21 protein-coding genes and 1 pseudogene are annotated in these 26,374 nt (G+C 70.7%); 12 read left to right on the top strand and 10 right to left on the bottom strand.

The features are described 5' to 3' along the window. The first annotated feature begins 89 nt into the window (after nt 1-89). Complete coding sequence (locus HNR07_RS21200; RefSeq protein WP_184366499.1) at nt 90-779, top strand: TetR/AcrR family transcriptional regulator; 690 nt, start codon at nt 90-92, stop codon at nt 777-779. A 208-nt stretch (nt 780-987) separates the two neighbouring features. Here the strand turns inward: HNR07_RS21200 and HNR07_RS21205 are convergent, their stop codons facing one another. Then, nucleotides 988-1,743 (bottom strand): SDR family oxidoreductase, encoded by a 756-nt coding sequence (locus HNR07_RS21205; RefSeq protein WP_184366500.1) that lies wholly within the window; start codon nt 1,741-1,743, stop codon nt 988-990. A gap of 229 nt (nt 1,744-1,972) precedes the next feature. Here HNR07_RS21205 and HNR07_RS21210 point away from each other — a divergent pair, with 229 nt between their 5' ends. The 3 genes from HNR07_RS21210 to HNR07_RS21220 are packed head-to-tail and all read left to right on the top strand — an operon-like array spanning nt 1,973 to nt 6,700. Beyond that, the gene (locus HNR07_RS21210; RefSeq protein WP_312893925.1) at nt 1,973-3,463 is read left to right on the top strand and encodes an MFS transporter; all 1,491 of its coding nucleotides are present in this window, start codon (nt 1,973-1,975) and stop codon (nt 3,461-3,463) included. Then, nucleotides 3,460-6,048 carry a PEP/pyruvate-binding domain-containing protein gene (locus HNR07_RS21215; RefSeq protein ID WP_184366501.1) on the top strand — a complete coding sequence of 863 codons (2,589 nt, stop codon included), beginning with the start codon at nt 3,460-3,462 and terminating at the stop codon, nt 6,046-6,048. The genes HNR07_RS21210 and HNR07_RS21215 overlap by 4 nt, the downstream gene beginning before the upstream one ends. Before the next feature lie 10 nt (nt 6,049-6,058). Continuing rightward, nucleotides 6,059-6,700, top strand: a complete 642-nt coding sequence (locus tag HNR07_RS21220; RefSeq protein ID WP_184366502.1) for a TetR/AcrR family transcriptional regulator — start codon at nt 6,059-6,061, stop codon at nt 6,698-6,700. Between the two features lie 367 nt (nt 6,701-7,067). Here HNR07_RS21220 and HNR07_RS21225 read toward each other — a convergent pair whose 3' ends face one another. After that, nucleotides 7,068-7,793, bottom strand: coding sequence for an HNH endonuclease (locus HNR07_RS21225; RefSeq protein WP_184366503.1), 726 nt, complete (start codon nt 7,791-7,793; stop codon nt 7,068-7,070). Between the two features lie 339 nt (nt 7,794-8,132). Between HNR07_RS21225 and HNR07_RS21230 the strand changes: the two genes are divergently transcribed. Further along, the gene (locus HNR07_RS21230) at nt 8,133-9,254 is read left to right on the top strand and encodes a DNA cytosine methyltransferase (RefSeq protein ID WP_184366504.1); all 1,122 of its coding nucleotides are present in this window, start codon (nt 8,133-8,135) and stop codon (nt 9,252-9,254) included. Here the strand turns inward: HNR07_RS21230 and HNR07_RS21235 are convergent. The 3 genes from HNR07_RS21235 to HNR07_RS21245 all read right to left on the bottom strand — a co-directional run bounded on the left by HNR07_RS21235 (nt 9,210) and on the right by HNR07_RS21245 (nt 11,942). Next, nucleotides 9,210-9,677 carry a very short patch repair endonuclease gene (locus HNR07_RS21235; protein WP_376769935.1) on the bottom strand — a complete coding sequence of 156 codons (468 nt, stop codon included), beginning with the start codon at nt 9,675-9,677 and terminating at the stop codon, nt 9,210-9,212. The genes HNR07_RS21230 and HNR07_RS21235 overlap by 45 nt on opposite strands. Nucleotides 9,678-9,700: 23 nt before the next feature. Continuing rightward, nucleotides 9,701-10,645: a NaeI family type II restriction endonuclease gene (locus HNR07_RS21240; protein ID WP_184366506.1), complete on the bottom strand. Its 945-nt coding sequence runs from the start codon at nt 10,643-10,645 to the stop codon at nt 9,701-9,703. Nucleotides 10,646-10,739: 94 nt separating this feature from the next. Beyond that, on the bottom strand, nt 10,740-11,942 hold the full coding sequence (locus HNR07_RS21245) for a restriction endonuclease (protein ID WP_184366507.1): 1,203 nt from the start codon (nt 11,940-11,942) through the stop codon (nt 10,740-10,742). A gap of 379 nt (nt 11,943-12,321) precedes the next feature. Here HNR07_RS21245 and HNR07_RS21250 point away from each other — a divergent pair, with 379 nt between their 5' ends. From HNR07_RS21250 to HNR07_RS21265, 4 genes are all read left to right on the top strand, one after another. Continuing rightward, a complete protein-coding gene (locus HNR07_RS21250) occupies nt 12,322-13,653 on the top strand; it encodes an MFS transporter (RefSeq protein WP_184366508.1) in 1,332 nt (443 codons plus the stop codon). 102 nt (nt 13,654-13,755) lie between these two features. After that, a complete protein-coding gene (locus tag HNR07_RS21255) occupies nt 13,756-14,793 on the top strand; it encodes a nitronate monooxygenase (RefSeq protein WP_184366509.1) in 1,038 nt (345 codons plus the stop codon). A gap of 548 nt (nt 14,794-15,341) precedes the next feature. After that, nucleotides 15,342-16,367, top strand: a complete 1,026-nt coding sequence (locus HNR07_RS21260; protein WP_184366510.1) for a phosphoenolpyruvate carboxykinase (ATP) — start codon at nt 15,342-15,344, stop codon at nt 16,365-16,367. Between the two features lie 160 nt (nt 16,368-16,527). Next, the gene (locus HNR07_RS21265; RefSeq protein ID WP_246420422.1) at nt 16,528-19,056 is read left to right on the top strand and encodes a penicillin acylase family protein; all 2,529 of its coding nucleotides are present in this window, start codon (nt 16,528-16,530) and stop codon (nt 19,054-19,056) included. Between the two features lie 172 nt (nt 19,057-19,228). Here HNR07_RS21265 and HNR07_RS21270 read toward each other — a convergent pair whose 3' ends face one another. Beyond that, complete coding sequence (locus HNR07_RS21270; protein ID WP_184366512.1) at nt 19,229-20,101, bottom strand: oxidoreductase; 873 nt, start codon at nt 20,099-20,101, stop codon at nt 19,229-19,231. 80 nt (nt 20,102-20,181) lie between these two features. On the opposite strand from HNR07_RS21270, the gene HNR07_RS21275 reads away from it, so the two are divergent. Both HNR07_RS21275 and HNR07_RS21280 read left to right on the top strand, forming a co-directional pair. Beyond that, the gene (locus HNR07_RS21275) at nt 20,182-20,778 is read left to right on the top strand and encodes a TetR/AcrR family transcriptional regulator (protein ID WP_184366513.1); all 597 of its coding nucleotides are present in this window, start codon (nt 20,182-20,184) and stop codon (nt 20,776-20,778) included. Between the two features lie 56 nt (nt 20,779-20,834). After that, on the top strand, nt 20,835-22,463 hold the full coding sequence (locus tag HNR07_RS21280) for a nucleotidyl transferase AbiEii/AbiGii toxin family protein (protein ID WP_184366514.1): 1,629 nt from the start codon (nt 20,835-20,837) through the stop codon (nt 22,461-22,463). 361 nt (nt 22,464-22,824) lie between these two features. Here the strand turns inward: HNR07_RS21280 and leuE are convergent, their stop codons facing one another. Further along, nucleotides 22,825-23,529: a leucine efflux protein LeuE gene (leuE, locus tag HNR07_RS21285; protein WP_184366515.1), complete on the bottom strand. Its 705-nt coding sequence runs from the start codon at nt 23,527-23,529 to the stop codon at nt 22,825-22,827. Between the two features lie 321 nt (nt 23,530-23,850). Between leuE and HNR07_RS21290 the strand changes: the two are divergent. Next, nucleotides 23,851-24,143: pseudogene (locus tag HNR07_RS21290) on the top strand (GTP-binding protein); the annotation flags it as partial. A 36-nt stretch (nt 24,144-24,179) separates the two neighbouring features. On the opposite strand, the gene HNR07_RS21295 reads toward HNR07_RS21290, so the two are convergent. The 3 genes from HNR07_RS21295 to HNR07_RS21305 all read right to left on the bottom strand — a co-directional run bounded on the left by HNR07_RS21295 (nt 24,180) and on the right by HNR07_RS21305 (nt 26,363). Further along, nucleotides 24,180-24,962 carry a hypothetical protein gene (locus HNR07_RS21295; RefSeq protein ID WP_184366516.1) on the bottom strand — a complete coding sequence of 261 codons (783 nt, stop codon included), beginning with the start codon at nt 24,960-24,962 and terminating at the stop codon, nt 24,180-24,182. Between the two features lie 73 nt (nt 24,963-25,035). Continuing rightward, nucleotides 25,036-25,989 (bottom strand): M56 family metallopeptidase, encoded by a 954-nt coding sequence (locus HNR07_RS21300; protein ID WP_184366517.1) that lies wholly within the window; start codon nt 25,987-25,989, stop codon nt 25,036-25,038. Beyond that, entirely contained in the window at nt 25,986-26,363 is a 378-nt protein-coding gene (locus tag HNR07_RS21305) for a BlaI/MecI/CopY family transcriptional regulator (protein ID WP_184366518.1), read from the bottom strand. Before HNR07_RS21305 ends, HNR07_RS21300 begins: the two co-directional genes overlap by 4 nt. Between the last annotated feature and the right edge of the window lie 11 nt (nt 26,364-26,374).

Below are 26,374 nucleotides of genomic sequence, written 5' to 3' on the forward strand. Positions count from 1 at the left end.
CCTCCGGTTGCTGACTTTAAAATCAGTGCCCTGATGTTAAAGTCAGGATCGATGCCGGCACAAGGGGCCGAGTGGTAAAGAATGGGTTCATGACCAGTCCCGACACCCGCACGCGCATCCTGGACTCCGCCGTCGAGCTCATCGCCCGCGACGGGTACGACGGTGTACGCCTGGCCGAGATCGCCAAGCACGCGGGCGCCTCCACGGCCCTGCTGCACTACCACTTCGCCAACCGGGCCCAGCTGCTGGCCGCCGCCATCACGCACTCACTGGACCGCGAACGGGCCCGCGCCGAGCGCTGGTCCAGCGATCGGCACCGCTCCTCGCCCGCCGAGCGCGTCGCCGACCAGATCGACTTCTGGTTGCCGATCACCCCCGAAGACGTACGCGAGTGGCTGCTGTGGGGCGAGCTGGAGGGGCGCGCGGTCCGCGACGACGACCTCGCCCGCGCGCTCACCGACCTCTACACACGCCTGCGCGCGCCGCTGGTCGACGCCGTCGCCACGGGGATCTCCACCGGGGACTTCGCCCCCTGCGACCCGGAGGAGACCGCCGCCGTCGCGCACGCCCTGCTCGGAGGCATGACGGTACGCCTCCTGGCCCGCGACCCCGGGTTCACCCTGCCGACGGCGCGCGAACTCGCGGGTCGGCACGTCGCCCTCGCCCTGGGCTACCCGGGGCCGCTCCCCTTCGCCGAACGCGACGTGCCGCTCCACGTGCCCGGCACCGGGATCGCACCGGCCCCGCCCCGCCGCCGCGCCGCGCGCACGCGCGGGTGAGGGACCGGCCGGGTTTTGAGGGGCTGGCCTGGTTCACCCCGCCGCGGCCCCGCCCAAGGCACCCGCGCGGCCCGGCGGGGCGGGCGGGCACGCGCCGGCCGGTGGTTCGGGGACCGTATGACGGCGGACGGCCGCCCCGAGGGGCGGCCGTCCGGTGCTGTGGGCAGGGTGCGCGGGGCGAGCGCGGGACGCACCTGGGTCGGGGGCCCTACTCCTTGACCCGGTGGATCTTGTGCTGCGCGGCCTGGGCGCGCGGGCGGACCACGAGCAGGTCGATGTTGACGTGCGGGGGCCGGGTGAGGGCCCACACGATGGTGTCGGCGACGTCCTCGGCGCTCAGCGGGTCGGGCACCCCGTCGTAGACGGCCTCGGCGCGCTCGGCGTCCCCGCGCAGGCGGTTGAGCGAGAACTCCTCGGTCTTGACCATGCCGGGTGCCACCTCCAGCACCCGCACCGGCTCCCCGCACAGCTCCAGGCGCAGGGTCGCGGCGAGCGTGTGCGCGCCGTGCTTGGCGGCCACGTAACCGCCGCCGCCCTCGTAGACCACGTGCCCGGCCACCGAGGAGACGACCAGGACGGTGCCGTCGCCGCTGGCGATGAGCTTGGGCAGCAGCGCCTGGGTCATGTTGAGCACGCCCAGGACGTTGACCTCGTACATCTTCCGCCAGTCGGCGGGGTCGCCAGCGGCGACCGTCTCGGTTCCGATCGCGCCGCCCGCGTTGTTCACCAGCACGGCGCAGGATTCCAGGGCCTCGGCGAAGGCGTCGACCGCGGCGCGGTCGGTGACGTCGAGGACCTGGGCCCGGGCCGAGTGGCCGCTCTCGGCGATCTCCTCGGCCAGCGCCTCGATCCGGTCGGCGCGGCGGGCGACCAGGACCACGTCGTAGCCCTCGGCGGCGAGCCCGCGCGCGGTGGCGGCACCGATCCCGCTGCTGGCTCCGGTGACGACCGCGGTCGCTGTCATGTGGTTCCTCCCAGGGTCAGGTGTCGCGCCGAGCGTATCCGGTCCCGGTCAGCCTCCCGCTGCCGGGGATCGGGCGCCGAACCAGCAGTCCCGCGGTGCCCGTAACGGCTGGCCCCGCGCGATTCCGTCGGTGTTCGACCCGGATCCACCCATAGAAAACGTTGCGTTCACTAAGGCCTGGAGTTAGCCTTTTAGAGAACCAACCGTTCTCTAAAAGGGGAGTGGGACAGTGGCACCCAGACCCACCGCCGTGGCCCTCGCCCTGCCGGGACTGCTCCTGGCCATGCTGCTCGCCGCCCTGGACCAGACGGCCATGGCCCCCGCCCTCCCCGACGTCGCCGGCGACCTGGGCGGGCTGGAGCAGATGCCCACCGTCATCACCGCCTACCTGGTCGCCGCCACCGCGGTGATGCCGGTCTACGGCCGGCTCGGCGACCGCTACGGACGCAAACCCCTGATCCAGGCCGCCGTCCTGCTGTTCGTCGTCGGCGCGCTGCTGGCCGCCACGGCCACCACGCTGCCCGGGTTCGTCACCGCCCGCGTCGTCCAGGGACTCGGCGGCGGAGGCCTGATGATCGGTGCGCAGGCGATCGTCGGCGAGATCGTCAGCCCCCGGGAACGCGGGCGCTACCTGGGCCTGTTCGGCGCGGTGTACGTGCTCGCGGCGGTGGGCGGCCCCCTGCTCGGCGGCCTGGTCGTGGACCACCTGTCCTGGCGGTGGATCTTCGCCGTCCACCCGCCCCTGGGCGTTGCGGCACTCGTCGCGCTCAGCCTGACCCTGCGACTGCCGCGCCCCGAGGACCGTCCGCCGGTGGACTACGCCGGGGCCGCCGCGCTGGCCTCGACCGTCGTCGGCGTGGTCGGGGCGGCCGACGCCCTCGCCCGCCCCGACGCCTACCCCTCCTGGGCGCTCCCCGCCCTCGCGGCCTGGACGACCCTCGCCCTCGGGGTGTGGGCGGTGACCGCCCGGCTCGCCCGCGACCCCGTCCTGCCGCCCCGGCTGCTGCGCGAGCGCGCGTTCGCCCTGCCGGTGGCGGTCAGCTTCCTGATCGGGTTCGGCCTGTTCGGCACGCTCACCTACGTGCCCGCGTTCGCGCAGGTCGCCCTGGGGACGACCGCGACGCGGGCCGGTCTGCTTGTCACCGCGATGATGGCCGGTGCGCTGGTCACCACCGTCGTCTCCGGGCTGCTGATCACCCGGACCGGCCACTACCGCGGCTACCCGATCGCGGGCACGGCCCTCGCGGCGATCGGCCTCACCCTGCTGGGGCTGACCGGCGAGCGCCTGGACACCGGGACCCTGGCCGCGCTGCTGGTCCTGATCGGGCTGGGTATCGGCCTGGTCATGCAGGTGGTCATGCTCGCGGCGCAGAACGCGGTCGGCCGCGCCGACCTCGGCGCCGCCACCTCGTCGGTGCTCTTCCTGCGCCAGGTCGGCGCCAGCGTGGGCGTCGCCGTCGTGGGCGCGCTGATCACCCGCTCCTTCGGCGAGCGCGTTCCCGCCGGGGTCACCGACCCGAGCTCGCTCTCCCCCGAGTCGATCGCCGCCCTACCCGAGCCGACCCGGGGGCTGGTGGAGTCGGCCTTCGGAGCGGCCGTCCCGTCGGCGCTGCTGGCCATGGCGCCCCTGCTCGGACTGGCGTTCCTGCTGACCCTCGCCCTCCCCGCGCTCCCCCTGCGCACCACCGCTCACACCGATCTCGACAAGGAGTCACGATGACACACGCACGGCTCGTCGCACCGTTGGAGGACTTCGGCTCGGGTGACCTCGCCGCCGTCGGCGGCAAGGCCGCGAACCTGGGCGAACTCCTGCGGGCGGGGCTGCCGGTCCCCTCCGGCTTCGTCGTCACCACCGACGCCTACGCCGCCGCGGCCCGCGCGGTCGGGCTCGACGAGCTACTGGCCTCCCTTCCAGACCCCGACGGCGCCCCCGACAGCGAGCTTCCCGGCTCCGAGGCCCCCGACTCCGAGACGTCCGGCGCTGGGCCGTCCGACTCCGAGACCTCCGGCGCCGCCCGACTGCGCGCCGCCCTGGAACAGGCCGCCGTGCCCGAGGAACTGCGGAAGTCGGTCACGGCCGCCTACACGGCGCTCGGCGCCGAGGTCCCCGTCGCGGTGCGCTCCAGCGCCACGGCCGAGGACCTGCCCGGCGCCGCCTTCGCGGGGCAGCAGGACACCTACCTCAACGTGGTCGGCGCCGACGCGGTGGTGGACGCGGTCCGCCGGTGCTGGGCCTCGCTGTGGACCGACCGGGCGGTGGCCTACCGGCACGAGCGCGCGATCGACCCCGCCCAGGTGCGCATCGCCGTGGTCGTGCAGACCATGGTGGACTCCGAGGTCGCCGGCGTCATGTTCACCGCCGACCCGGTCAGCGGCGCCCGCGACCGAATCGTCGTGGACGCGGGGGCGGGGCTCGGCGAGGCGGTGGTGTCCGGGCTGGTCACCCCCGACCACTACGTGCTCGACGGGCGGGGACGGCTGGTCGAATGGAAGGCGGGGCGCGACGAGGTGCTGGTCCGCTCCGACCCCGGCGGCGGGGTGGTCCACGAGACGTCGGCCGGGCCGTCCGGGGAGGGCGGTCGGCGCGAACCGCTGCTCTCCGCGGACCGGCTGTCCGTGCTCGTGGCGCACGCCCGCACCATCGCCGCGCACTTCGGCCGCCCGCAGGACATCGAGTGGAGCGTCGCCGACGGCCGGACCCTCATCCTCCAGGCCCGGCCGATGACCGCCCTGCCGCCGGAGACGGGGCCGCTCAACCGGCGCCAGCGCCTCCTGGGGTCGATCCTGACCGAGTACGTCCCGGTGCGGCCCTACCCCATGGACGTGAGCACCTGGCTCGGACACGGGCCCGCGAAGATGATGCAGGACCTGGTGAGCGACCTGGGCGTCAGGGCGGCGTTCGAGAACTTCCTGGTGGAGGAGGACGGCGTGGTCGTCCAGCTCACACCGCCCAGCCCCCGCCCCACGCCGCGGGCCCTGCTCACACCCTTCAAGCTGGCGCGCCGGGCCTGGGCGTTCGACATCAACGCCTGGCGGCGCGACCCCGGCTTCACGCGGTTCCTGCGCGAGGCGGACGAGCTGAACGAGCTCGACCTGCCCTCGCTGCCCTGGGCTGAGCTGTTGCGGGTGCCCGAGCGGGCGCTCGCCCTCCTGGATCCGTGCCGCGAGCTACGGCGGAACTACCTGCCGGGGGCGGGGGTCTCGCTGCTCCGGCTGACCGCGGCCACGGCGCTCCTGGGCAGGAGGGCGCTGCTCGGCGACCTGATCGGCGGCGCCCACACCCGGACCGAGGACGCCAACCGGGCGCTGCGGGAGCTGGCCGACCGGGTACGCGCCGCCCCGGAGCTGCGCGAGCTCTTCGCCTCCCCCGACCCGGCCGCCGTCGTCGCGGCGGTGCGCGAGGGCGAGGGCCCCATGGCGGAGTTCGCCGAGGCGCTGGCCGCGTTCCAACGGGAGTTCGGGCGGCGGGAGACGGCGACCCCGCTCATGGTCAGCCCGCCCACCCTGGCGGAGTCACCGGAGATCGTGGTCGGCCTGGTCAAGGTCCTGGTGGACCAGCCTCGCGACGACGCGGACCGGGGGTCGCGTTCGGAGCGGGCGCTGGCCAGGCTCCTGGAGCACCCCCTCCTCCACGGCGGACGGGCCCGCGCCCGGATGACCCGGTGGGTGCGCGCCGCCCAGAGCGGGCTGGCGTTCAGGGAGGACACGCACTTCTACTTCACCGCGAGCCTCACTCCCCTGCGCAGGTCGCTGCTGGAGATCGGCTCCCGCCTGCGCGGGGCCGGGGTGGTGGACGAGGCCTTCGACGTGTTCCACCTGCGCATGGAGGAGGTGGGCGAGATCCTCGACGCCGGGGACGTGCCCGCCGCCCAGGTCGAGCGACTGCGCTCGCTGGTGCGCGCCCGGGCGGCCAAACGCGCCGAGCTGACGGGGGTGCCCATGCTCGACCCGGCCCGGGTGTTCCCGAGCGGGGAGAGGGGTGACGCCCTGGTCACCGGCACCCCGGCGGGAGCGGGCACCGCCACCGGAACGGCGCGGATCATCCGCGAGGCGGCCGACTTCCATCGGCTGAACAGCGGCGACGTCCTGGTGTGCCCGTACACCAACCCGTCGTGGACGCCGCTGTTCCAGCGGGCCGCGGCCGTGGTGGTGGACACGGGGGCGGCGGCCTCGCACGCGGCGATCGTCGCCCGCGAGTACGGCGTCCCGGCGGTCATGGGGACCGGCACGGGGACGAGCGTACTCACCGACGGGGAGCGCGTCACCGTCGACGGCGGGACCGGCCGGGTCACCCGGGCTTCGTAGGATGCGGAGCATGGCCGTCGAACCACGCACCTCCGACCACCGCAAGCGCCCCCGGCGCCGGGGCGACGCCCTGGTGGCGGCGATCCTGCGCGCGGCCGTCGAGGAGCTGACCGAACGGGGCTACGCCGCGCTGACCATGGAGGGGGTCGCCGAACGCGCCCGGGCGAGCAAGGCCTCCCTCTACCGCCGCTGGCCCACCCGCGCCGAGCTGGTGATGGACGCGGTGTACAGCGTGCTGCCCAGGCCGGAGTCGCTGCCCGACACCGGCGAGCTGCGCGGCGACCTGCTGCACGTCCTGCGCCAGAGCGCCCGGCTGCTCGACGGCCCGGCGGGCCAGGCGCTGCGCGGGCTGCTGGCGGAGGTCCTGCCCGACCGCCGACGCGCGGATGAGATCCGGGCCCGTTCCCAGGGCATGGGCCGCCAGATGATGGAGGAGGTCACCCGGCGAGCCGTGGAACGCGGCGAGATCGACGCGGAGGCCGTCACGCCGCGCCGCCTGGACGTCGGCCAGGCGCTGCTGCGCAACCACTTCCTCTTCCACCACGAGTCCGTCAGCGACGAGCTGGTCATGGAGATCGTCGACACGGTGCTGCTGCCGCTCTTCCACACCACCCCCTTGGATTCCAACGTCCCGACCGAACCCCGGAGCTGACCCTGGGAACTCGTGATCCTCAGGGTTGAGCACCGCACGGCCGACGACCGCCGCGTCGTGCGCACTCCACCGAGGCCGTGGCTCAACGTCCTGCGCAGTGCCGCGCTCGAGTAAGCGGTCGATGGATTAGCTGTCACCCGTCCTTACCGGTCTGCTTCTCACGAGCGTCGTCTTCGACGACCGAGTTGAGCAGAGGAAGGGCACCACCGAATGCCGCTCCTGCCGCAAGAATCGCAACGGGCCATGACTCTGCGGCCAGGAGCGTGAGCGCGCCAGCGACAACACTGACCCCGCAGCAGCCGAAGAGGATGGTTGCGGCACGCTGGTCAACCATGCCGATCACTCCGAAACCCGGTTTCCATGGGTTCTAAGCCTCCCCTTCCGAACCGAGCATCCGGGCAAGCTCCCGCTGGAGTTCATCCCGCTCGCCCCCGGGGAGCTGCCGGTAGCGCGCCCACACTTGCTCCGTTTTCGACATGGGGCGCCGCTCCAGAGCCATCCATGAGAGGAGGCTGGTCTTCTCACGCTTCGAGAGCTCACGAATCTGGTCCCGGACGTGATCCGCGGTGAACTGCACAGGAGTGAACTGCTTCGCTGTCTCATTGCACCGGGCACACTCGGTCACGAGGTTCTCCAGGCCTGCATTAGAGCCGTAGGCGTGCGCGTTGATGTGGCCGAGGGTCAGCCGGGCACGGCTGCCGGGTTCATCCGGATACTCCTCACCGGATGAGATGCCGCACCTCACACAGCGGTGATGGTCACGGTCCATGACCTCACGCCGGAGTTTCCCGCTGACTGTTCTCAAACCGGTTGAGCGTTTCCCTGGTTCCCACACGTGGGCACCGATGGTCTCCAAAAACAGCTCGTCAGGGCTGAGTGAAGCCATGTCGCGGTATGTCCTGATAACCCATCCGGCTGGGCGAAGGTCACGCATACGCCGGTCAATCTGCTCAACCCCGGGGATAGCTTCCCGCATCGCCTGTTTACGGAAACGCTTTCCTTCCCCCACCTGCTCGTACAGCCAGAGGGCGACACGGACACGCCCTCCGAGCGACTGGTCGTTCCAGTCGGGGCGTCCTTCATCTGTGGTCACGCTCGTTTGAGTCCGTTTCTGTCCGGTGCAGCTTCTGCCTGTTGCTGCTGCGGGCTTACCTGCGGGTGAGAGTATCGTAACTTGTCGGCATCTTCGCGGCAAGATTCGGCAAGCTGTCGGCAGCTATCGGCATAATCATAGGCATCGAACCAGACAGCGTGGCTGGTCGGACCCCGCCGATAGAATCAGCCGGTCCGGGATTCGCCAGGGCAGTTGTCCACAAGTCCGCACTGCTGGTAGATCCGCTGCCCACTCCTTGGGAAGATCAGCGGGGGCACGATTGTCAGCCTTCCGCCCAGCACATGAGGTGTGTGAGGGCGCAGGCAGGGAGGAAACTGTATGTCCGGCGAAGGACGCACGTACTCGTCCGTTGAAATCTGCGCGGGGGCCGGCGGCCAAGCCGTCGGCCTGCACCGCGCGGGCTTCCGGCACCGAGCGCTGATCGAGGTCGACCCGCACGCCGTCCAGACCCTGGAGCACAACACCCGCAAACACGGCTGGCAGGACTGCGCCGTCCTCCCCTGGGACCTGACCTCCTTCGAGATGGACGACCTCAAGGAGATCCTGGGGGACGAACGCCTGGGCCTCCTCGCCGGCGGTGTCCCCTGCCCTCCCTTCTCCGTCGCCGGAAAACAATTGGGCGAAGACGACGAACGCGACCTGTTCCCCGTCATGCTCGACATGGTCGAGGCGCTGGAACCGCGTGCAGTCATGATCGAGAACGTGCGCGGTCTACTGGAGCCCGCACACAAGTTCGCCCCCTACCGGGCCAGGATCATCGCCCGGCTGGAACTCCTGGGTTACCGGATCCTGGGGTGGGACGTCCTCGAAGCACGTGACTACGGTGTCCCCCAACTGCGCCCGAGGGCCATCCTGGTGGCGATGCGCGAACCGGATGCCTCCTACTTCCTGCCTCCCCGGGCCAGCGGAGAGGTCGTCACCGTAGCCGAAGCCCTGGAAGAGACCATGCGTGTCCGGTTCGGCGACTCCCTCAAAGGCCGGGAATACTACGACAAGTGGTGGAAAGCGGCCACGCAAAAAGAAGGCGCCGTAGCTCCGACCCTCGTCGGCGGGTCGAAGAAGCACGGAGGTGCGGATCTGGGGCCTACCCGCGCCAAACGCGCCTGGGCCGCACTCGGCGTGGACGGTCACGGCGTCGCCGATCCGCACGGCCAGACCAAGGACAGGGAACGGGACCTGTACGGGGAGAGGGGGCCCAAGCTGACAGTGGAGCAGGCCGCGATCATCCAGGGCTTCCCCACCGACTGGGAGTTCCAGGGCCGTAAGACCGCCGCCTACCGCCAGGTCGGGAACGCTTTCCCTCCGCCGGTCGCCCAAGCAGTCGGCGAAGCCATCATCCGCGCGCTCAGGGCTTCGGATGCCGGCGCCGGACAGCCGAAAGAACAGGCGGACGGCCTACTCGAAACCACAGCCCCGCGCCAGCTCACTCTTACGGGCTGAGACCGCTTTCGCGACAGTCTTCGCGCACTCTGCCGGGTCCTGATGCTCCCAGAACCTCAACACCAGCCACCCGGCCTCGGCCAACCGCGCGTCGGTATCACGGTCACGCTGGGTGTTGCCGCCGATCTTCGACTCCCAGTAGTCGGGATTGGTCTTCGGAGGCACAAAGTGGTCAGGACATCCGTGCCAGAAGCAACCGTCCACGAATACCGCTACCCGGGTGGGTCCGAAGAGCAGGTCAGCGGTGCGTCGCATCCCGGGCAGCGGCTTGGCCGCAACCCTGTACCGCAGCCCCGCCGCGTGCACCAAGCGGCGCAGGGCGATCTCCGGTTTGGTGTCGCGGCTGCGGTTACCGCGCATACTGCGCCGGTTAGCAGCCGAAGACGCCCAGGAACCCTCCGGGGCTTCCCAGGGGCCACTCACGTCTGCTTTCTTCGCCTGATCGGTCATACCTTCGGGAGTCGGGGAGCTGGTTCAACTGGATCGGTATCTGAAGCCATTACCCACCAGTCACCGTCGATGAACGCCTTCGGTTTTACCCCGGGTCGGCCCTCGGCGCTGCGTGCCACCTGCACCGAAACGAACTCGCCCGGACCGGGCACAGGCAGACCCAGCTGTTCGGCGATGGTGCCGTGCTCTTTGTACTGCCCGAGAATGATGATCCCCTCCGGACGGAGGCTGGAGCGGGAGCCGCCGTTGCCCCTGACCCGCTTCATGTAGTCCTCCTGCTGGGCGACCGTGGCCACGACCGCCCGACGGATAGGGATTCCCTGAGCCCGCCGGAACAGTTCATCGACCCTCTTGGTCCCGTGCTTGGGGGCGAAGATCGCCTCGACATCCCCTGCGGGCAGATGCAGCAGGGCATTCACCGGCAGCTGTGCATCAGAGAAGAGCCACCGTACGGACGCCCGCCCCTGCTTGTTCAGGGTCCGCTTGGCATCACGGTTGCTACTACTGTTCAACAACCCCTCATTCGCCCGGACGAGACCCGCCCACCAGCGCGAATCGGTATCGCTGGCCCACAGTACGAGACAAAGCTTGCCCACTGCCTCAGGCGGGATCATCCACGCACCGCGCTTCTGGGAGTACTTGCAGTCGACATCGATGCCGCAGATGCGGTAGTCCAGTTCCTCGCCTCCCGGGAAGTCGAACTCACGCTGGAGGTTGATCTCGACAAGGGTTCCGAAGTGCGTCTTCTCGGTCTTGAGAAGCTGGTCCCACCGATAGCGCCCTGTGTGCTGCCCGTCAAGGAGCATGTCGAAGGTACGGCGCAGGGCATCGGCGAAACGGCGGCCATGCGGATCGAGCGCAAGCAGATACCGGGCGACACGGCCGAGTTCCGGGTCCGCATCTCCACCCGGCTGCGGGGAGGGGGTATCGAAGGAGTACACCTATGGGAGATTAGCGGTATCCGGTCCACACTCCCCTACTGCTCAGGGGCAGACGAGCCCGGTCATACCTGTTATGCCCAGGCAGGGTGGACTCTCAAAGTTCGGACGAACGGTTAGGGAATGAGGTCTGCAGCCACTCCCGAACGCCCTCGGGCGAGCTGAAACCGCGTGACTTCAGAAGATCGACAATGTCCTTGCCGCAGATGAGGACCACAGGGTGACGGTCGTCGCGCACCTCTTGGTATGCCTGGGAATTGAAGTAGGAAGTCGTGACGAAGACACCGAACTGGCGGTTGCGGATACGCGAGATCAGTCTGGATACATCCCGCACACCTACGGAGGTTTCAGGTCCGTAGCACTTGGCTTCCAGAGCGAATTCGACCGGGACTGGGTCAGCGCCGGGTCCGAGCATGTACTGGCCGATGGCGTCGCGTCCTCCATCCCTGGTCGGCGGTGTGACCTCGCACTGGCCTGTCGCAGGGGCCTGCATCCTCCAGAGGGCTACAGCACACTCTTCGAAGGCGTGCCAGCGACCCCTGAAGTACTCGGTGACCTCCGAGAGGAGCACCCGGTCGGCCTGCGCCGGGGTCTGTTCGACCCGGCTGCGCGTGTTCACGGTGGCGGGAGCTGTCAGTGCCTGATAATGACGGGCTTTGACCCAGGACAGCCAGACATCTGGGGCATGCGGCCCTGTCGTCTTCCCCTCAGCCAGCTCATTGATCCATGACCGGGTGACGCGGGCAGTGTCCAGGACGGTGAAGATTGCCCGGTAGTTCTGGAAGCGCTGGCCTCGTGTGCTCCGCCACAGGGCGACAAGTTCATCGTCGGAGGACAGGCCCGCTGCACCTGGCGCGAGAAGGCCCCGGAAGCGTACGTCTCGCCCCCTCCCCGCCTTCTGAAAGAGCAGGAACGGTGGAATCCGATCCCTTTCATCGGCACTCCCCGAAGCTGCTGCGAATACGTCGCGAAGCAAGAGGTTCCCGCCTCGCGGGGTTTGATGGAGGTCGAGTCCAGGACGCCGGTTGTCCCCGTAGTAGGTGAATCGTCCTGTCTGGACATCAAGGTCGTCCGGCCAGTCAGGCTCCTGAGTCGAGCTATAGAGCACAGCAAGCTTGACGGTCCCCTTCCGGGGGGAACCCATCATCCGGAAACCGCCTTGGTTGCCGACCTTGGCGATACGGGCGATCGGGTCATCACCGCTGTTGCCTGATGCTCCGCCCTGGTAAACGGCATCTAGGTGGAGGTCGCTCTCCGCAAGCCCGGAGAAGGGGAATGTGCGCTCACCGCTTGCTGGCATGACGCGTACCTTATCGGCGGACACAGGATGATTCATAATCTTCTGTGCTGATTTCCCCCTTTGGACAGGTTCTTATCCTGAGAGCGGGTTCCTCGTGTACCCGGTCAGCCCTCAGGCCCGGTGTACAGCCCGGGCACGGGGCACCCCCGGCCCACATTCCGACCTAGGAGTACGCAACAGCGACCCGTCCACCATGGGGAGCGCGGGCGAGGGGACGTTGTCCGCCGTGGCACGGGGCGCAGTCTCGGTCCCGGCCACGCTCTCCCACCCCCTTGCGAACGAGGCGCTCCCGGCAAAACACGTGGAGTAACGTTCCGGATCACTGTTAGCGTCGGCAAAATCCCAGCGGCCCCAGGGCCCTGACGGAAGCGGACCGCCCATGGCCTCCACACCCCCTGCCGGTGAACCCTCCCCGACCGAACCCGCGGCCGCCGCCCCAGCGCCGCCGGAAGACCCCCCGCCCGCTCCCCCGACGCCCCCGCCCGGCACCGCAGGCGGCCGGTTCCCGCTCCTGGCCCGGCTCAGCGTCTACACGCTGGTCGGCATCGCGGCCGACTTCGCGTTCGGCGCGGTCTTCGTCACCGTGATCCTCGCGCGCGGCGCCGATCCCTGGATGGTCGGCGCGATCCTCGCCGGGGGACACCTGATCGGCCTGGTCATGGAGGCGCCCAGCGGCGCCCTGGGCGACCGGTACGGCCACCGGCGGCTGCTGACGCTCGGCCTGCTGGTGTGGGGTACGGGATTCGTGGCCCTCGGGCTGGCCGACGGGCTCGCGCTCACAGTGGTGGGCGTGTGCCTGGGCAACACCGGGATGTCGCTCAAGTCCGGCACCCTCAACGCGATCCTGATCAACCGGGTCGGCGAGCACGACCGGAACGACCGCATCACGCGGATCGTCCGGGTCGGGGCGATCTCCACCCGGGTGGGTTCGGTGCTGGGCGCGGCCTCGGTGATGGTGGCGGGGACGTGGGTCACCGCGGACACGATGATCGCCGTGGGCGGTGTTCTGGTGCTGCTGCTGGCGGTGCTGGCCCCGGTGTGCTTCCCGCCGACCCCGGCCCAGCCGGACCGGCGGATCGGGACGATCGTGCTGGAGTCGGTGCTGCTGGTGGCCACCCGGCGGTTCGTTCCCCTGGTGGTGCTGGCGCTGTCCCTGATGTCCGCCACCATGCTGCTCGTGGTGTCCTGGCAGCCGATGCTGCTGGCCGAGTACGGCGGCGAGGACGTGCGGCTGAACGGTCTGGTGATGCTGCTGATGACGGTGTCCCTGACCGCCGGGGCGGTCTGCGCGCGCTGGGTGAACCGGGACCGCCCGCACGTGTGGGGACCCGTGGCCTCGATGGGGATCGGGCTGCCGCTGGTCCTGGCCGCTTGGGATGTGGTCCCGCTGGTCGCGGGGCTGGTGGTGGCGGAGTTCCTGATCGGGTTGGGCGGTGTGCTGTCCGGGGTGTGGGCGCAGTTGATGTTCACCGACGCCAACCGGAACACCATGTTCTCGGCGGTGACGGTGGTGACCCTGCTCGGAAGTGCGCTCACGACCAGTTCGTTCGGCTGGATGTGGGACCTGTGGGGCATCCCCGCCGCGGTGTCCGTGCTGGCGGTGTTCGCCTTCGTGTGCGCGCTGGTCGCGCTGTTCCTGGCCCGGGCCTTCCCGGAGTCCGCGGACTTCACCTGGGCGGTTCGGCAGAACCGGACCGCCGCCCGGGGCTGAGCGCACCTCCTGTTAGCGTGCGGCCGTGATGAACGTCCGGCCGCGGATGACACGTCCCGATCCGGTGCGCGGCCCCGTTCGCGAGTGAGAAGGCGAGACACCATGAACCTGCCCGAGCTCCTCAGGGCCCGTCCGATCCTGCAGGCCCCGATGGCCGGGGGCACCTCCACCCCCGCCCTGGTGCACGCCGTGTCCGGGGCGGGCGGGCTGGGTTGGCTCGCCGCCGGGTACCTGTCCGCCCAGGCGCTGGCCGAACAGATCGACGCGGTCCGGGAGCTGGGCACCGAGGTGTTCGGCGTGAACGTGTTCGTGCCCTCCGGCTCCCCCGCACCCGCGCCCCTGGTCGAGTCCTACCGGGCCGAATTGGCCGAGGACGCCCGCCGCCTCGGGGTGGAGGTCGGCCCGGCCACCTACGACGACGACGCGTGGGAGGCCAAAGTCGACCTGCTGGTGTCCGCCCCCGTCCCGGTCGTCAGCTTCACGTTCGGCTGTCCGTCCGCCGCGGTCCTGGAACGACTGCGGGAGGCGGGGACCGCGGCTGTCGTCACCGCCACCACCGTCGATGAGGCGCGGACCGCGGTGGCCCGGGGCGCGGACGGGGTGTGTGTCCAGGGGGTGGAGGCCGGCGGGCACCGCGCCACCTTCGATCCCGCGCACGGCGACGACCAGCCGCTGTTGGAACTGCTGCCCGAGGTCGTGCGTGCGGTGGAGGTGCCGGTGATCGCGGCCGGGGGCCTCATGACCGGCGCTGACATCGCCGCCGCCCGGGCCGCCGGGGCGGCCGCCGTCCAGCTGGGCACGGCCTTCCTGCGCTGCCCGGAGAGCGGCGCCCAGCCCGCGCACAAGGCCGCGCTGGCCGACCCCGCCTTCACCGGGACCGCGCTGACCCGGGCGTTCACCGGGCGCCCGGCCCGGGGCCTGAGCAACCGTTTCATGCGTGAGCACGGTGGCGCTCCTACGGCCTACCCCGAGGTGCACCACATGACCAGGCCGCTGCGGGCCGCGGCGGCCAAGGCCGCCCACCCCGAGGGCATGGCCCTGTGGGCGGGCACGGGTTTCCGGCAGGCCGTGGAGCTGTCCGCCGCCGACCTGGTCGCCAAGCTCCAGGCCGAGACCGCCGAGGCGGGCGCCCGCTTCTGACAGCCCTCCCTCCCCGGTGATCTTGCTACCAGAGGCGATTTCGGCGCCCTCGACTTTCGTGGTTTTCGAAGTTTTGTCAGGTTGTGTTGCCTAATGACCGTTATGTCTGGCGGCTCTCGATGAAGTGCCCTGGCTCCGTGGGGCTCACGGACCAGGGGGCGCGCAGGCTCTAGACACGGCATCCGTCCAGGCCAGTTGGGCTGCTATGCCCACGTTTGCCAGTGGTCGAACGCTCATGTCGCCTTCGGATACATCAATACCGGCGAACTAGGCAGAGCGGCAGATAAAGGACATAAGTTCCCATAGTTCCAGAAAGCGCGAAAGTCGAGGGCGCCGAACTTGCTCCTGGTAGCAAGATCACCGGGGGTCGGGGGCCCGCTGATGGCTGAACGTCTCGTGGAGATCCTCGGCTGAGTCCTGATTCCTGAGCCCCGAGCCCTGAGCCCCGAGCCCTGAGCCCCGAGCCCTGAGCCCCGAGCCCTGAGCTCCGAGTCGTGAGTCCGGGGTGCCTTCCCGTCCGGGGAGGCGGCCCGGATAGCTTCGGGCGCGTGAGTCTTCGCCTGACCTACCTCGACACCCGCGTGGACGTCCGCTTCGCCGCAGGCTCGGACCTCACCGAAACCCTGCGCTTCCTGGGCAGCCACGTCACCTCGGGCCCGATCCCACCGGACGGCCCGGCACCGCTGGCCACCCTGTACGTGGCGGCCGAACCCGCCCGCACGCCGCCGCCGGACGCCGCCTGGACCGAGGGTTTCGTCCGGCGCAGCGCGAGCGACTTCTTCACCGTCCCGGCCCGGCTGGCTTCCGCCAGGGGGCTGGAGTACGTGGAGTGCCACCGGAGCGGTACCCGGTTCGTGTTCGACGCCGCCGAGCGCCGTATCGACGTGACCGTCACCGACCGGACCGCCCTGGAACCGGTCGAGCTGCTCCGGGAGCTGTTCCTGAAGGACCAGGAGAACCGGGGCGCGGTGGTCCTGCACGCCACCGCCGCGCACCGCGGCGGCACCGCGGTCCTGGTGGTCGGGGCCAAGGGGTCGGGCAAGAGCACGGTGCTGCTCGAACTGGTCGAGCACCACGGCCACGAGGTCATGAGCGGTGACAAGACGGTCGCGCGCCGTCAGCCGGACGGTTCCCTGCTGGTCTCGGGCTGGCCGGACTACCCGCACCTGGGCTACGGGACCATCGCCAAGTACCCGGGGCTGGCCGAGATCGCCGGGGCCACCGCCGAACCCGAGGGCCACGCCTTCTCGCCGTACGGCAAGTACGCCGTCGACCCGCTCCCCTTCCGCGAACGCTTCCCGTCGGCCGCCCCGGGCCTGCGCGTCCCGGCCCGCACGGTCCTCTATCCCGGGATCGGCCCCGGCCCCACCCGCCTCACCCCTGTCGCCGGAGACGCCGAGACCCTGGCCGCCAACACCGAGTCGGCCTTCGACGGCCCGCGCTGGCACACCTTCCTCCCGGACCTGCGCGACCGGTGGGCGGACTCCCGGGCGGGGGTCCTGACCGAACTCGCCGCGCTCCCGTCCCTGGCCCTGACCGGTGAGGGCGACCTCGCCGGGTTGAACCTTCCCTGAGCGCTCCCGGATTTGCCAGAGGCGGAGGTCAGGGTGGCGGCGCCCTGCGCGATCCCCTGCCCCTGCGCCTCCCCAAACCGGACCTACCAGTTGGTAACAATTAGGAACGGGGGACACTGAGATCTAGAGCACGTGAGCCAGGACACCCTATGGTTCCGTCATGGGTGTATTGCGGAAGCGTGTCCTGCTTCGTGTTCTTCTGGGCCTTGTCGCCACTGTTGCGTCTCTTGCGTTGATCGCATCGCTTCTGGGTGTTTGGGCGGTGCGGAAGTCGTTCCCGACGACCTCCGGGGAGCTAACCCTCTCCGAGCTCAGCGCGCCGGTGACGGTGCTGCGGGACGAGTACGGCGTGGCGCACGTGTACTCGGACAACGCCGAGGACCTGTTCACCGCCCAGGGGTTCACGCACGCCCAGGACCGCTTCTGGGAGATGGACTTCCGCCGCCACGTCACGGCCGGGCGCACCGCCGAGCTCTTCGGTGAGGGACAGGTGGAGACCGACGTCTACCTGCGCACCATGGGCTGGAGACGGGTCGCCGAGCAGGAGTACGACCTCCTCGAGGAGGACACCCGGCGCTACCTGGACGCCTACGCGGCCGGGGTGAACGCCTGGATCGACGACAACCAGGGGCTTTCGGCCAGCCTGGAGTACGGGCTGCTCGGGATCACCGCGGACGACTACACCGTGGAGCCCTGGACGCCCGCGGACAGCCTCGCCTGGCTCAAGGCCATGGCCTGGGACCTGGGCGGCAACCTCCAGGCGGAGACCGAGCGCGCCCAGCTGCTCGCCAAGGGACTCGACCGGGACATGATCGAGGAGCTCTTCCCGGCCTACCCGACCGAACTGCACGCACCCATCACCGACACCGAGGAGCACAACGGGGCCGAGGCCGGAGCCGAGGCCGACCTGGGCCGCGCCCCCGAGCTTCCGGAGGAAGCCCTCGCCGCGCTGGACGGGCTCTCCGACATCCACGCGGCCATCCCCGACCTCCTGGGGCCCTCCACCAGCCCCGACCTGGGCTCCAACTCCTGGGTGGTCTCCGGAGAGCACACAGAGACCGGCTCGCCGCTGCTGACCAACGACCCCCACCTGGGCGCCTCCATGCCCTCCACCTGGTACCAGATGGGCCTGCACTGCACGGAGCTCACCGAGGCCTGCCCCTTCGACGTGAGCGGCTTCAGCTTCTCCGGCCTACCCGGGGTGATCATCGGCCAGAACGAGTCCATCGCCTGGGGCTTCACCAACCTCAACCCCGACGTCATGGACCTGTACCTGGAGCAGGTCGACGGCGACGAGTACGTGGTGGACGGCGAGCAGCGACCGCTGGACGTCATCGAGGAGACCATCGTGGTCTCCGGCGGCGCCGACCGCGACCTCACCATCCGTTCCACCCACCGGGGCCCGATCCTGTCGACCACCGCCACCGGGTCCAACCTGAGCGAGATCGGCCAGAACCCGGGCGAGGGCGACGACGCCCCCTACCAGGTGTCCCTGCGCTGGACCGCGCTCCAGCCCGGCACCGCCGCCGACGCCATCTTCGACATGAACCAGGCCCGCGACTGGGACGGGTTCCGCGGTGCGGCGAGCAAGTTCGACGTGCCCTCGCAGAACCTCGTCTACGCGGACAACGAGGGCAACATCGGCTACCAGGCGCCCGGCCTGGTCCCGGTCCGAGGCGAGGGCGACGGCCGCTGGCCCGCCCCCGGCTGGGTCTCGGACTACGACTGGGAGGAGGAGTTCCTGCCCTTCGAGGAGCTCCCCAGCGTCTACAACCCCGAGTCGGGGGTGATCGTCACCGCCAACCAGTCGGTGGTGGACGAGGACTACCAGCACTTCCTGACCGCCGACTGGGACTACGGCTACCGAGGCCAGCGCATCAACGACCTGATCGGCGAGGCGATCGCCGACGGCCCGGTGGGCGTGGCCGACATGGAGCGGATCCTGATGGACTCCCACCACGGGGCCGCCGTCGCGATCACCCCGTACCTGCTGGACGCGGACGTGGCCGGGACCACCGCCGAGGCGCAGGCCCTGCTGGCGGACTGGGACCACTTCAACGAGCCCGACTCCGCCGGGGCCGCGTTCTACAACGCCACCTGGCGCCAGCTCCTGCCGCTGCTCTTCGACGAGCTCGGTGAGCTGGACATGAACAGCAACTCGCGCGGTATGTACGTGGTGACCCGGCTCCTGGAGGACCCCGACAACGCCTGGTGGGACGGCAGCGGGGTCAGCGGCCGCGAGGCGGTGCTCGCCGCCGCCATGGACGCCGCCGTGGAAGAGCTCACCGAGCTGCTCGGCGACACCCCCGCCGACTGGCGCTGGGGCGACCTGCACACCCTCACCGCGACCCACGACTCCTTCGGCACCTCGGGGATCGGCCCGGTGGAGTGGCTGTTCAACCGCGGCCCGGTGGAGAGCTCGGGCGGTTCCAGCATCGTGAACGCGACCGGCTGGGACGCGGCCAAGGGCTACGGGATCACCGCGGTGCCGTCCATGCGCATGGTGGTGGACCTGGCCGACCGGGACGCCTCCACGTGGATCCACCTGACCGGCAACTCCGGGCACGCCTTCCACCCCAACTACGACGACCAGCTGGAGCCGTGGGCGCGGGGCGAGACCCTGCCCTGGGCGGTGACCGAGGAGGCGGTCCGGGAGGCCAGTACGGACGAGCTCACCCTCGTTCCGTGACCTGAGCCCGTGTTCCTCGGCCCGACCGCGTAACCGGGACACCCGCCGACGAACCGGCCCCGGAGACGTCCCGACCGCCTCCGGGGCCGTTCGCTCTCCAGCGCACGCCCGAGCTCTCCGGCGGAAAACCGATTCCTACAGCGGGAAGATTCCTACAGCGGGAAACCGGGTCCTAAAGCGGGAACGAGGTTCCGGTCAGCTTCTCGGACAGCTCCCACAGCCGCAGCGCCGCTTCGGGGTCCTGGGCGGCCGCGCTCCGGCTGGCCGGTCCGGGGGCGCCGTTCATGAACAGGCCGGTGGGCCCGGCGAAGGCGGCGCCGGGAACGTCCTGGGTGGCGGCGTAGACGGTGGGCAGGGCGCCGGCGGCGGCGCTCTGCGCGACGATCCGGTTGAGGATCCCCATGAACCGGTCCTCCAGGGGCTTGCCGGTGCGGCCCTGGAGGTTGGTGGCGGCGTAGCCCGGGTGCGCGGCGGTGGCCAGTACCGGCGATCCGGCCCCGTCCAGCCTGCGCTGGAGTTCCAGGGTGAACAGCAGGTTGGCCAGCTTGGACTGCCCGTAGGCCCGGTAGGGGGTGTAGCGCCCCTCCAGGTTCGGGTTGTCGAAGTCGATGCGGTTGACCGCTCGGTGCATCCCGGAGGAGACGGTGACGACCCGCCCGGTGACGTGCGGAAGGAGGAGGTTGGTGAGGGCGAAGTGGCCCAGGTGGTTGACGCCGAACTGGGTCTCGAAACCGTCCCTGGTGCGGCCCTCCGGGACGGCCATGAGACCGGCGTTGTTGATCAGGAGCGCGAGGTCGCCCTTCCACCCGTCCGCGAACTCGCGGACCGAGGCCAGGTCGGCCAGGTCAAGGCGGCGGACCTCGGTCTCACCCGCGACCTCGCGGGCGGCCTTCTCGCCCTTGGCGGTGTCGCGGACGGCCAGCACCACGCGAGCGCCGCGCCGGGCCAGGACCTTGGCGGTCTCCAGCCCCAGGCCGCTGTTGGCACCGGTGATGACGGCGGCGCTTCCGGTCAGATCGGGCAGGCTCACGTTGGTTTCACTCATACCGCCAACGTAGGCGCCCACCCCGGAAGTTGTCAATGACAACAATGATGCCGATGTAAACATCGCACTATGCTGGAGGCATGGCTGAACGTCCCTACCATCACGGAGACCTGCGCTCCGCCCTGCTGACCAGCGCCGAGCGCACACTCGCCGAGCGCGGCCCCGCGGCGCTCTCCCTGCGCGAACTCGCCCGGGAGGCGGGCGTCAGCCACGCGGCTCCCGGCCGCCACTTCAAGGACAAGCAGGCCCTGCTCGACGCCCTGGCGCTCAGCGGGTTCCAGCGGCTCCGGGCCGCCCTGGAACAGGCCGGCACGGATCACGAGGCCGCCGGGACAGACACCGAGGGCTACCTCCTGTCCCTGGCCCGCGCCTACATGGGCTTCGCACTGCCCAACGCCGCCCTGCTGGACCTGATGTACGCGCGCAAGCACGACAGCGACATCTCCGAGCAGCTCGCCACCGCCGTCGGCGACCTGCTCGCCATCGTCCTGAACGTCATCGCCGAGGGCCAGCGCGCCGGGGAGATCGTCGAGGGCGACCCCGGGGCCATCGCCTTCACCGTGGCCTCGACCCTGCACGGCTTCGCGTCCTTCAGCGCCAACAACACCGTGGAGGACGTCGACGAGAGCCTGAAGGACGTCGTGCACTTCCTGATGACCGGCCTCAGCCCCCGCTGAGCGCAGGCCCCGCCCCTCCGCTACATCCCCGCACCCCTCTCACTGAAGAAGAACGCATGGAATTCGCCGGTGACTTCGAGACCCACCTGACCCTGCGGGCGGAGAGTGACGCGGAGGTCGCCTCCGCCGCCGCCTGGGCCGCCGGGCAGGGGCTGAAGTTCACTCACATCCGGCTCGACCGGGGGGACGCCCCCTCGCAGCCGATGGTCACCTACCACGGGCACGGCACCCTGACCGGACAGCGGGCGAGGGCGGACCGCTGGCGCGCGCGGCTGGCCGGGGCAGGGTTCACGGTGGTCCGGGAGAAACACGAGGTCTCCTGCGTCAACGCCGACGTGCCGGACACCCGCGAGGAGGCGCTCGCACTCGGCCCGGGCCACTACTTCGAAACACACCTGAAGCTCCTGCTGCCCGCCGACGCCGACCTCGCCGAACTCTCCCGGCTGGTCGAACCGCACGGCGCCCGGCTCTCCCGCAACGCCCGCAGAACCAGGGATGACGGCCGCCAGGAAAGGTTCGTCACTCAGCGCTGTTCGGGTGTGGGCCGGAGCACCGCCTTCGAGCTGTACCGCACCCTGGCGGACTCGCTGCGCGCCCACGGGCTGGACGACGCTCGCGACGAGGAGGAGGCCGGGATCATCGACACCGAGCTGGAGTTCGTCGTGTACGACAGCGCTCTCGACCTGGACGCGGGGTGGATGGACGACGCTCCGGTCACGGATCCGGTCGTGTCCCGCCGCAGCTGGTACGGTCCGGGCCACCCGGCCACCTTCCTGCCGAACACCGCCGGGCCGCACGCGACCCAGGAGAAGGTGTTCGACCCGGCCCTGAAGCAGTTCGACCACGCCTTCCGGTCCGCCGAACCCGCTTTCGCCGACCCCGGACTCGCCGACCGCTGGTGGGCGGCCAACCACAGCGCCATGGAACACGTCCTGCGCGCGGTCGCCAGCACGCGGTGGGCGGACAGCCTGGTGCTGCGCGGCAGCATGACCATGCCCCTGTGGGTGGGGGAACAGGCCCGCCGCCCGCGTGATCTGGACTTCGTCGTGCTCCCGGAGACGAGGTCGGCCGAGCACCACGACTCGGTGCGGATGCTCGACGACCTGGTGACCGCGGTCGGTGCCCTGGATCCGCCCGCCGAGCTGGTGTTCGACGTCGCCGGGACCCGGCGGGAGGGCATCTGGACCTACGAGCGCGCCTCGGGCCGACGTCTGGTCATCCCCTGGCAGCACGCGGAGGGTCCGCACGAGGTCCTGCCGCCGGGCGCGGTCCAGGTGGACGTGGTCTTCCAGGAACCTCTGCCCCAAGCCCCCCAGGTCACCGTCGTCGGGGACGTCCCCGTGCTGGCGGTCGGACCGGAGCTGTCCCTGGCCTGGAAGGTGCAGTGGCTGCTCACGGACATGTACCCGCAGGGCAAGGACCTCTACGACGCGGTCCTGCTGGCCGAGCGCACTGCGCTCTCCCGGGAGCTGCTGGTCACGCTGCTCCGCCCCGAGCTGGGTGAGGAGGCCGAGCGGATCGACGAGACCGCGCTGCGCCCGCGGGATGCCATCCGGCAGGTCGGCGACCAGGAGTGGGCGCACTTCGTTCGTGACTGCCCCTGGGTGGAGGGCGGACCGGACGAGTGGATCGACCGCTTCGAGGCCGCCCTGGCACCCACCTTCCGTGAGGTCCCGAAGGGGTGATCACGACGAAGGCCCACCGGGTGTTCCCGGTGGGCCTTCGTGATGCCGAGGGGCCGGTGCGGCGGTCGCCTCACGGCGGGTGGCACAACAGGGCTCCTGCCACCGCTGGGGTGCGGTATTCCCTGAAGGCGTTGTTTAGAGCCCGGGGGACACTTAAACCGCACCGACCCGCCTCGTGTAACGGCAGCACCCCTGGAGCTATTCCGAGACCCCGGAGAGTTTTCTGGAAATCTTGGATCCCCGCGCCAGGATGCCCGGGATGCCCTGGTACCGCCCTTGCGTGGGCGCGGTCACCCGCCTGTCCCCAGCTGGTTCTCGCCCGATCCCGGCTGGTGCTCAAGAGCCCGGAGGGGCGGCTCGGTCAGGCGCTGCTGACGGACAGCTTCACCGCGAACCCCAGGAACAGCGCGCCGGCCGCCGAGGTGGCTCCGGCGGAGAGCCGCCTGCGCCGTCCGAAGGCGGCGGCCAGCCGGGTACCGCTGAAGATGAGCACGGACAGGTACAGGAAGCTGACGAACTGGAGCAGGAAGCCCAGCACCAGGAAGGACAGCGCCGGGTAGGCGTAGGACGGATCGACGAACTGCACGAAGAAGGAGATCAGGAAGAGGATCACCTTCGGGTTGAACAAGGACACCACGAGCGCCCTGCGGAAGGGCCGTTCCCGGCTGAGCGCCCCCGCCCGCGAAGCCCCCGAGTTCCCGGTAGCTCCACAGACCCCGGAAGCGGCATCCGCGGCCCGCTGGTCCTCGGCCCGCTGGTGGCGGGAGGTCCACATGGCGTACGCGGAACGCAGCATCCCGATCGCCATCCAGATCAGGTACGCGGCACCGACGTACTTCACCACCGCGAAGAGCAGCGGGTTGGTCTGGAGCAGCGAGGCCGCGCCCGCCGCGGCGAGCAGCATCAGCACCGTGTCGCCGGTGAACACGCCCGCGGCGGCCTTGTACCCGGCACGGGTCCCGCTGCGCGCCGCGACGGAGAGCACGTACAGCGAGTTGGGCCCCGGCAGGAGCACGATCAGGATGAGCCCTACCAAATAGGTCGGCAGGTCGGTGATACCGAGCATGAGCGGAGTGTTTCATCCGACCACGGGACACCGGTACACCGACCGCCTCTTTGTGACCGACCCCCGGTCAGCGAGGCCCGGCCCCTGTCCCGCGCAGGCCCCCCAACCCCGTGGAACCCGTGGATTCGCCCGTACCCGACGCCCTGCGCTCACGCCAGGCCCGGCGGCGGAACCCCTGTCTCCCGGATCTGGCGGCAGGTCGTACCCACGGCCCGACAGGCATGCGCGCACCGCCCCGAATGGTCGCCCCGACTACCGCAGAGAGGAACGACAACGGCCATCACCCAGCTGAACCTGGCCGCGGTCCGCGACGTCGGGATCATGGCCCACATCGACGCGGGCAAGACCACCACCGAGCGCACCCCGTACTACACCGGCGTCTCCCACAAGGTCGGCGAGGTCCACGACGGCACCACCGCCATGGACTTCCTGCCCGAGGAGCGCGAACACGGCATCACCATCACCTCGGCCGCCACCACCTGTGTATGGACGGTGGACGGGGTCGCGCGCACCGTGAACCTCATCGGCGCCCCCGGACGCATCGACTGCACCGCCGAGGTGGAGCGCTGCGGGTGCTCGACGGCGCGGTCGCGGTGCTCGACGGCGCGGCCGGGCCCCTGGAGACGGGGGCTCCGCCTCCTCCGGTGGCCTCAGCGGGGTTCCGGTGGACCGGTGGCCTCGGATCCCGTTGCTTGCGAGTCGGCGCTCCCGGGGGCGGGGGGCTCGCCGGCGCCGGCCCCCGGGCTGGTCTCGGGCCCCGAGGGCACCGGCTCGTCCAGGGTGACCAGGTCGAGGAGCTGACGGGACTCCGAGAGGGCTTCGGCCAGTTCGGTCTGTCCGGCCTCCGACATCTCGAAGAACGCGTTCTCGATCCAGCCCCGGGTGGTCGCCAGCCAGGTGACCAGCCGGTGGTCGCGGGCCCGGGGCACGGTGTGCGCGACCTGGGCGACCAGGTCGGCCAGGGCCCACAGGGCCTGCGGGGTGTTCCGGCCCCACCAGGCATCCAGGTAGGGGGCGAGGTCGTCACCGGTCTCGGCCAGGGTGTCCAGCGCGGTGTCGGGGCGTTCGGTTCCGGTGAGCCCGTCCTCCCACCAGACGGACAGGCAGGCGCGGAGCGCCTCGCGTTCGTCCTCGGGCCAGCCCGTCCACCCGGCCTGGTGGAGTTTGGCGAACAGCCCGTGGAGGTCGCCCTCGCCGCGCAGGGCGAGTTCGAGCAGCCGGGGCAGGAAGTGGCGCAGGTCGTCCACGTCGCCCCAGGTGTTGAGGGCCTTGTGGGAGAACCGGCGCAGCCGTTCGGCGCCCAGTTCCCGCAGCGGTGCCCCGAGCAGGTCACGGTGGTCGTTCTCGGTGACGCAGTGCCGACAGCCCTCCACCCTCACGGGTCGGGGGTAGCGCGCGAACACCCGGTAGACGTTCTCGATCTCGCTCCGCACGACCTCAGGATGGCCCAACCTCACCGGATTCCGCTAGGGGGCGCCCCGGTCAGGGGCCCTCACGTCCGCCTGCTCAGCCCACGCAGTCGCAGTACGGCAGCACGACGTTGAGCAGGGTCGCCAGCGCGGTCAGGGCCAACGGCAGCACCACCACCAGCGCCGCGGCGGCGTTGGCGGCCCACCCTGCTGGGGGTGCGGCGGGCTGGAGTTGGCGGCGGACCCGCCGCACCGGGCACGCCCCGGCCGCGGCCAGGGCCGGTTCCGCGCCCTGAGTGCGGGACTGGGCGCGGGCCATGACCCCCAGGGCGTGGGCCAGGACGTGGGGTCCGGTCTCCCGCGCCGCCTGGTCGTCCGCGGCCCACTCGACCAGTTCCGGGAGCTCGGACGCGGCGGCCCGGAGCAGGGGGACCGCCGGAAAGGCGTTGTCGAGCAGCCTGGCCCAGCCCACGAGGATGTGGTGGCGGCCGGACAGGTGTGCGCGTTCGTGCGCCAGGACAGCGCTCAGCTCGGCAGGGGTGAGACTGTCCAGGGCCCCTTGGGTCACGACGATGCCGAACTGGCGGCCGGGCAGGCAGTAGGCGGCCGTCTCACTGGTGGGCAGTACCCAGACGCGGTCCGTGTGGAGGGTGCGCAGTCTCCCACCCGACTTCAGTCTGCGTACGTGTTCCCTGGTCCAGGCGTTGCCCGCGGAACGGCGGCGCAGCGCCGTCCAGGTCAGCCGCGCCAGTCCGACCGCGCCCAGGAGCAGCGCGGCGAGGACACCGTTCTCGGCGCCGTTGTCGTGGATCGCCTGGAGGAGGTCCACGCAGGCGAAGACGAACGACTTCACCCCCGGCCCCATCACCCGGGTGACGAGGATGGCCAGCAGGAGGAAGCAGGCCAGGAGCCACAGTGCCGTGGCGAGGGTCCATAAGTGCACCATGACCCGTGCCGTGGGCCGCGCCCGCCTCTGGAAGCCCCGCAGGACGCGGGGCCCGACAACGCTCCAGAGCAGGAGGGCGGCCAGGGCGGCCAGGGACCAGATCATGGGTTCTCCCGCCGGGGGATGTCGGAGAGCAGGTCGCGCAGGACGTCCAGGTCCTGGGGGTCCATCCGGTCGACGAAGCGCAGCAGGGCGGTGTGTGAGTCACCGCTGTCGTCCAGGGCGCCGTGCATCCGGTCCGCGGCGTGTGAGGCGCGGTCCCGGAGCGGACGGTAGAACCACAGGCGCCCGATCCGCTCCCGCTCGACCCACTCCTTGCGGCGCAGGTTCTCCAGAACGGTGGAGACGGTCGTGTAGGCGGGGTCCCGGGCAGCCAGCGCCTCGACCACCTCGCGCACGCTCATGGGCGAGCCCCCGGCCCACAGGGCCTCGACCACCTCGGTTTCCAGGGGCCCGAGCCCCGGGGCCTCTCCGCTCATCGATCACCGCT

Origin of the sequence: Nocardiopsis metallicus, from assembly GCF_014201115.1 — a bacterium.
GTDB lineage: Bacteria > Actinomycetota > Actinomycetes > Streptosporangiales > Streptosporangiaceae > Nocardiopsis > Nocardiopsis metallicus.

Bases quoted from the DNA above. Each gene is read 5' to 3' on its own strand.
- HNR07_RS21200 (WP_184366499.1), top strand. From the start codon at position 90: ATGACCAGTCCCGACACCCGCACGCGCATCCTGGACTCCGCCGTCGAG.
- HNR07_RS21205 (WP_184366500.1), bottom strand. From the start codon at position 1,743: ATGACAGCGACCGCGGTCGTCACCGGAGCCAGCAGCGGGATCGGTGCC.
- HNR07_RS21215 (WP_184366501.1), top strand. From the start codon at position 3,460: ATGACACACGCACGGCTCGTCGCACCGTTGGAGGACTTCGGCTCGGGT.
- HNR07_RS21220 (WP_184366502.1), top strand. From the start codon at position 6,059: ATGGCCGTCGAACCACGCACCTCCGACCACCGCAAGCGCCCCCGGCGC.
- HNR07_RS21230 (WP_184366504.1), top strand. From the start codon at position 8,133: ATGTCCGGCGAAGGACGCACGTACTCGTCCGTTGAAATCTGCGCGGGG.
- HNR07_RS21245 (WP_184366507.1), bottom strand. From the start codon at position 11,942: ATGCCAGCAAGCGGTGAGCGCACATTCCCCTTCTCCGGGCTTGCGGAG.
- HNR07_RS21250 (WP_184366508.1), top strand. From the start codon at position 12,322: ATGGCCTCCACACCCCCTGCCGGTGAACCCTCCCCGACCGAACCCGCG.
- HNR07_RS21255 (WP_184366509.1), top strand. From the start codon at position 13,756: ATGAACCTGCCCGAGCTCCTCAGGGCCCGTCCGATCCTGCAGGCCCCG.
- HNR07_RS21265 (WP_246420422.1), top strand. From the start codon at position 16,528: ATGGGTGTATTGCGGAAGCGTGTCCTGCTTCGTGTTCTTCTGGGCCTT.
- HNR07_RS21270 (WP_184366512.1), bottom strand. From the start codon at position 20,101: ATGAGTGAAACCAACGTGAGCCTGCCCGATCTGACCGGAAGCGCCGCC.
- HNR07_RS21275 (WP_184366513.1), top strand. From the start codon at position 20,182: ATGGCTGAACGTCCCTACCATCACGGAGACCTGCGCTCCGCCCTGCTG.
- HNR07_RS21280 (WP_184366514.1), top strand. From the start codon at position 20,835: ATGGAATTCGCCGGTGACTTCGAGACCCACCTGACCCTGCGGGCGGAG.
- leuE (WP_184366515.1), bottom strand. From the start codon at position 23,529: ATGCTCGGTATCACCGACCTGCCGACCTATTTGGTAGGGCTCATCCTG.
- HNR07_RS21300 (WP_184366517.1), bottom strand. From the start codon at position 25,989: ATGATCTGGTCCCTGGCCGCCCTGGCCGCCCTCCTGCTCTGGAGCGTT.
- HNR07_RS21305 (WP_184366518.1), bottom strand. From the start codon at position 26,363: ATGAGCGGAGAGGCCCCGGGGCTCGGGCCCCTGGAAACCGAGGTGGTC.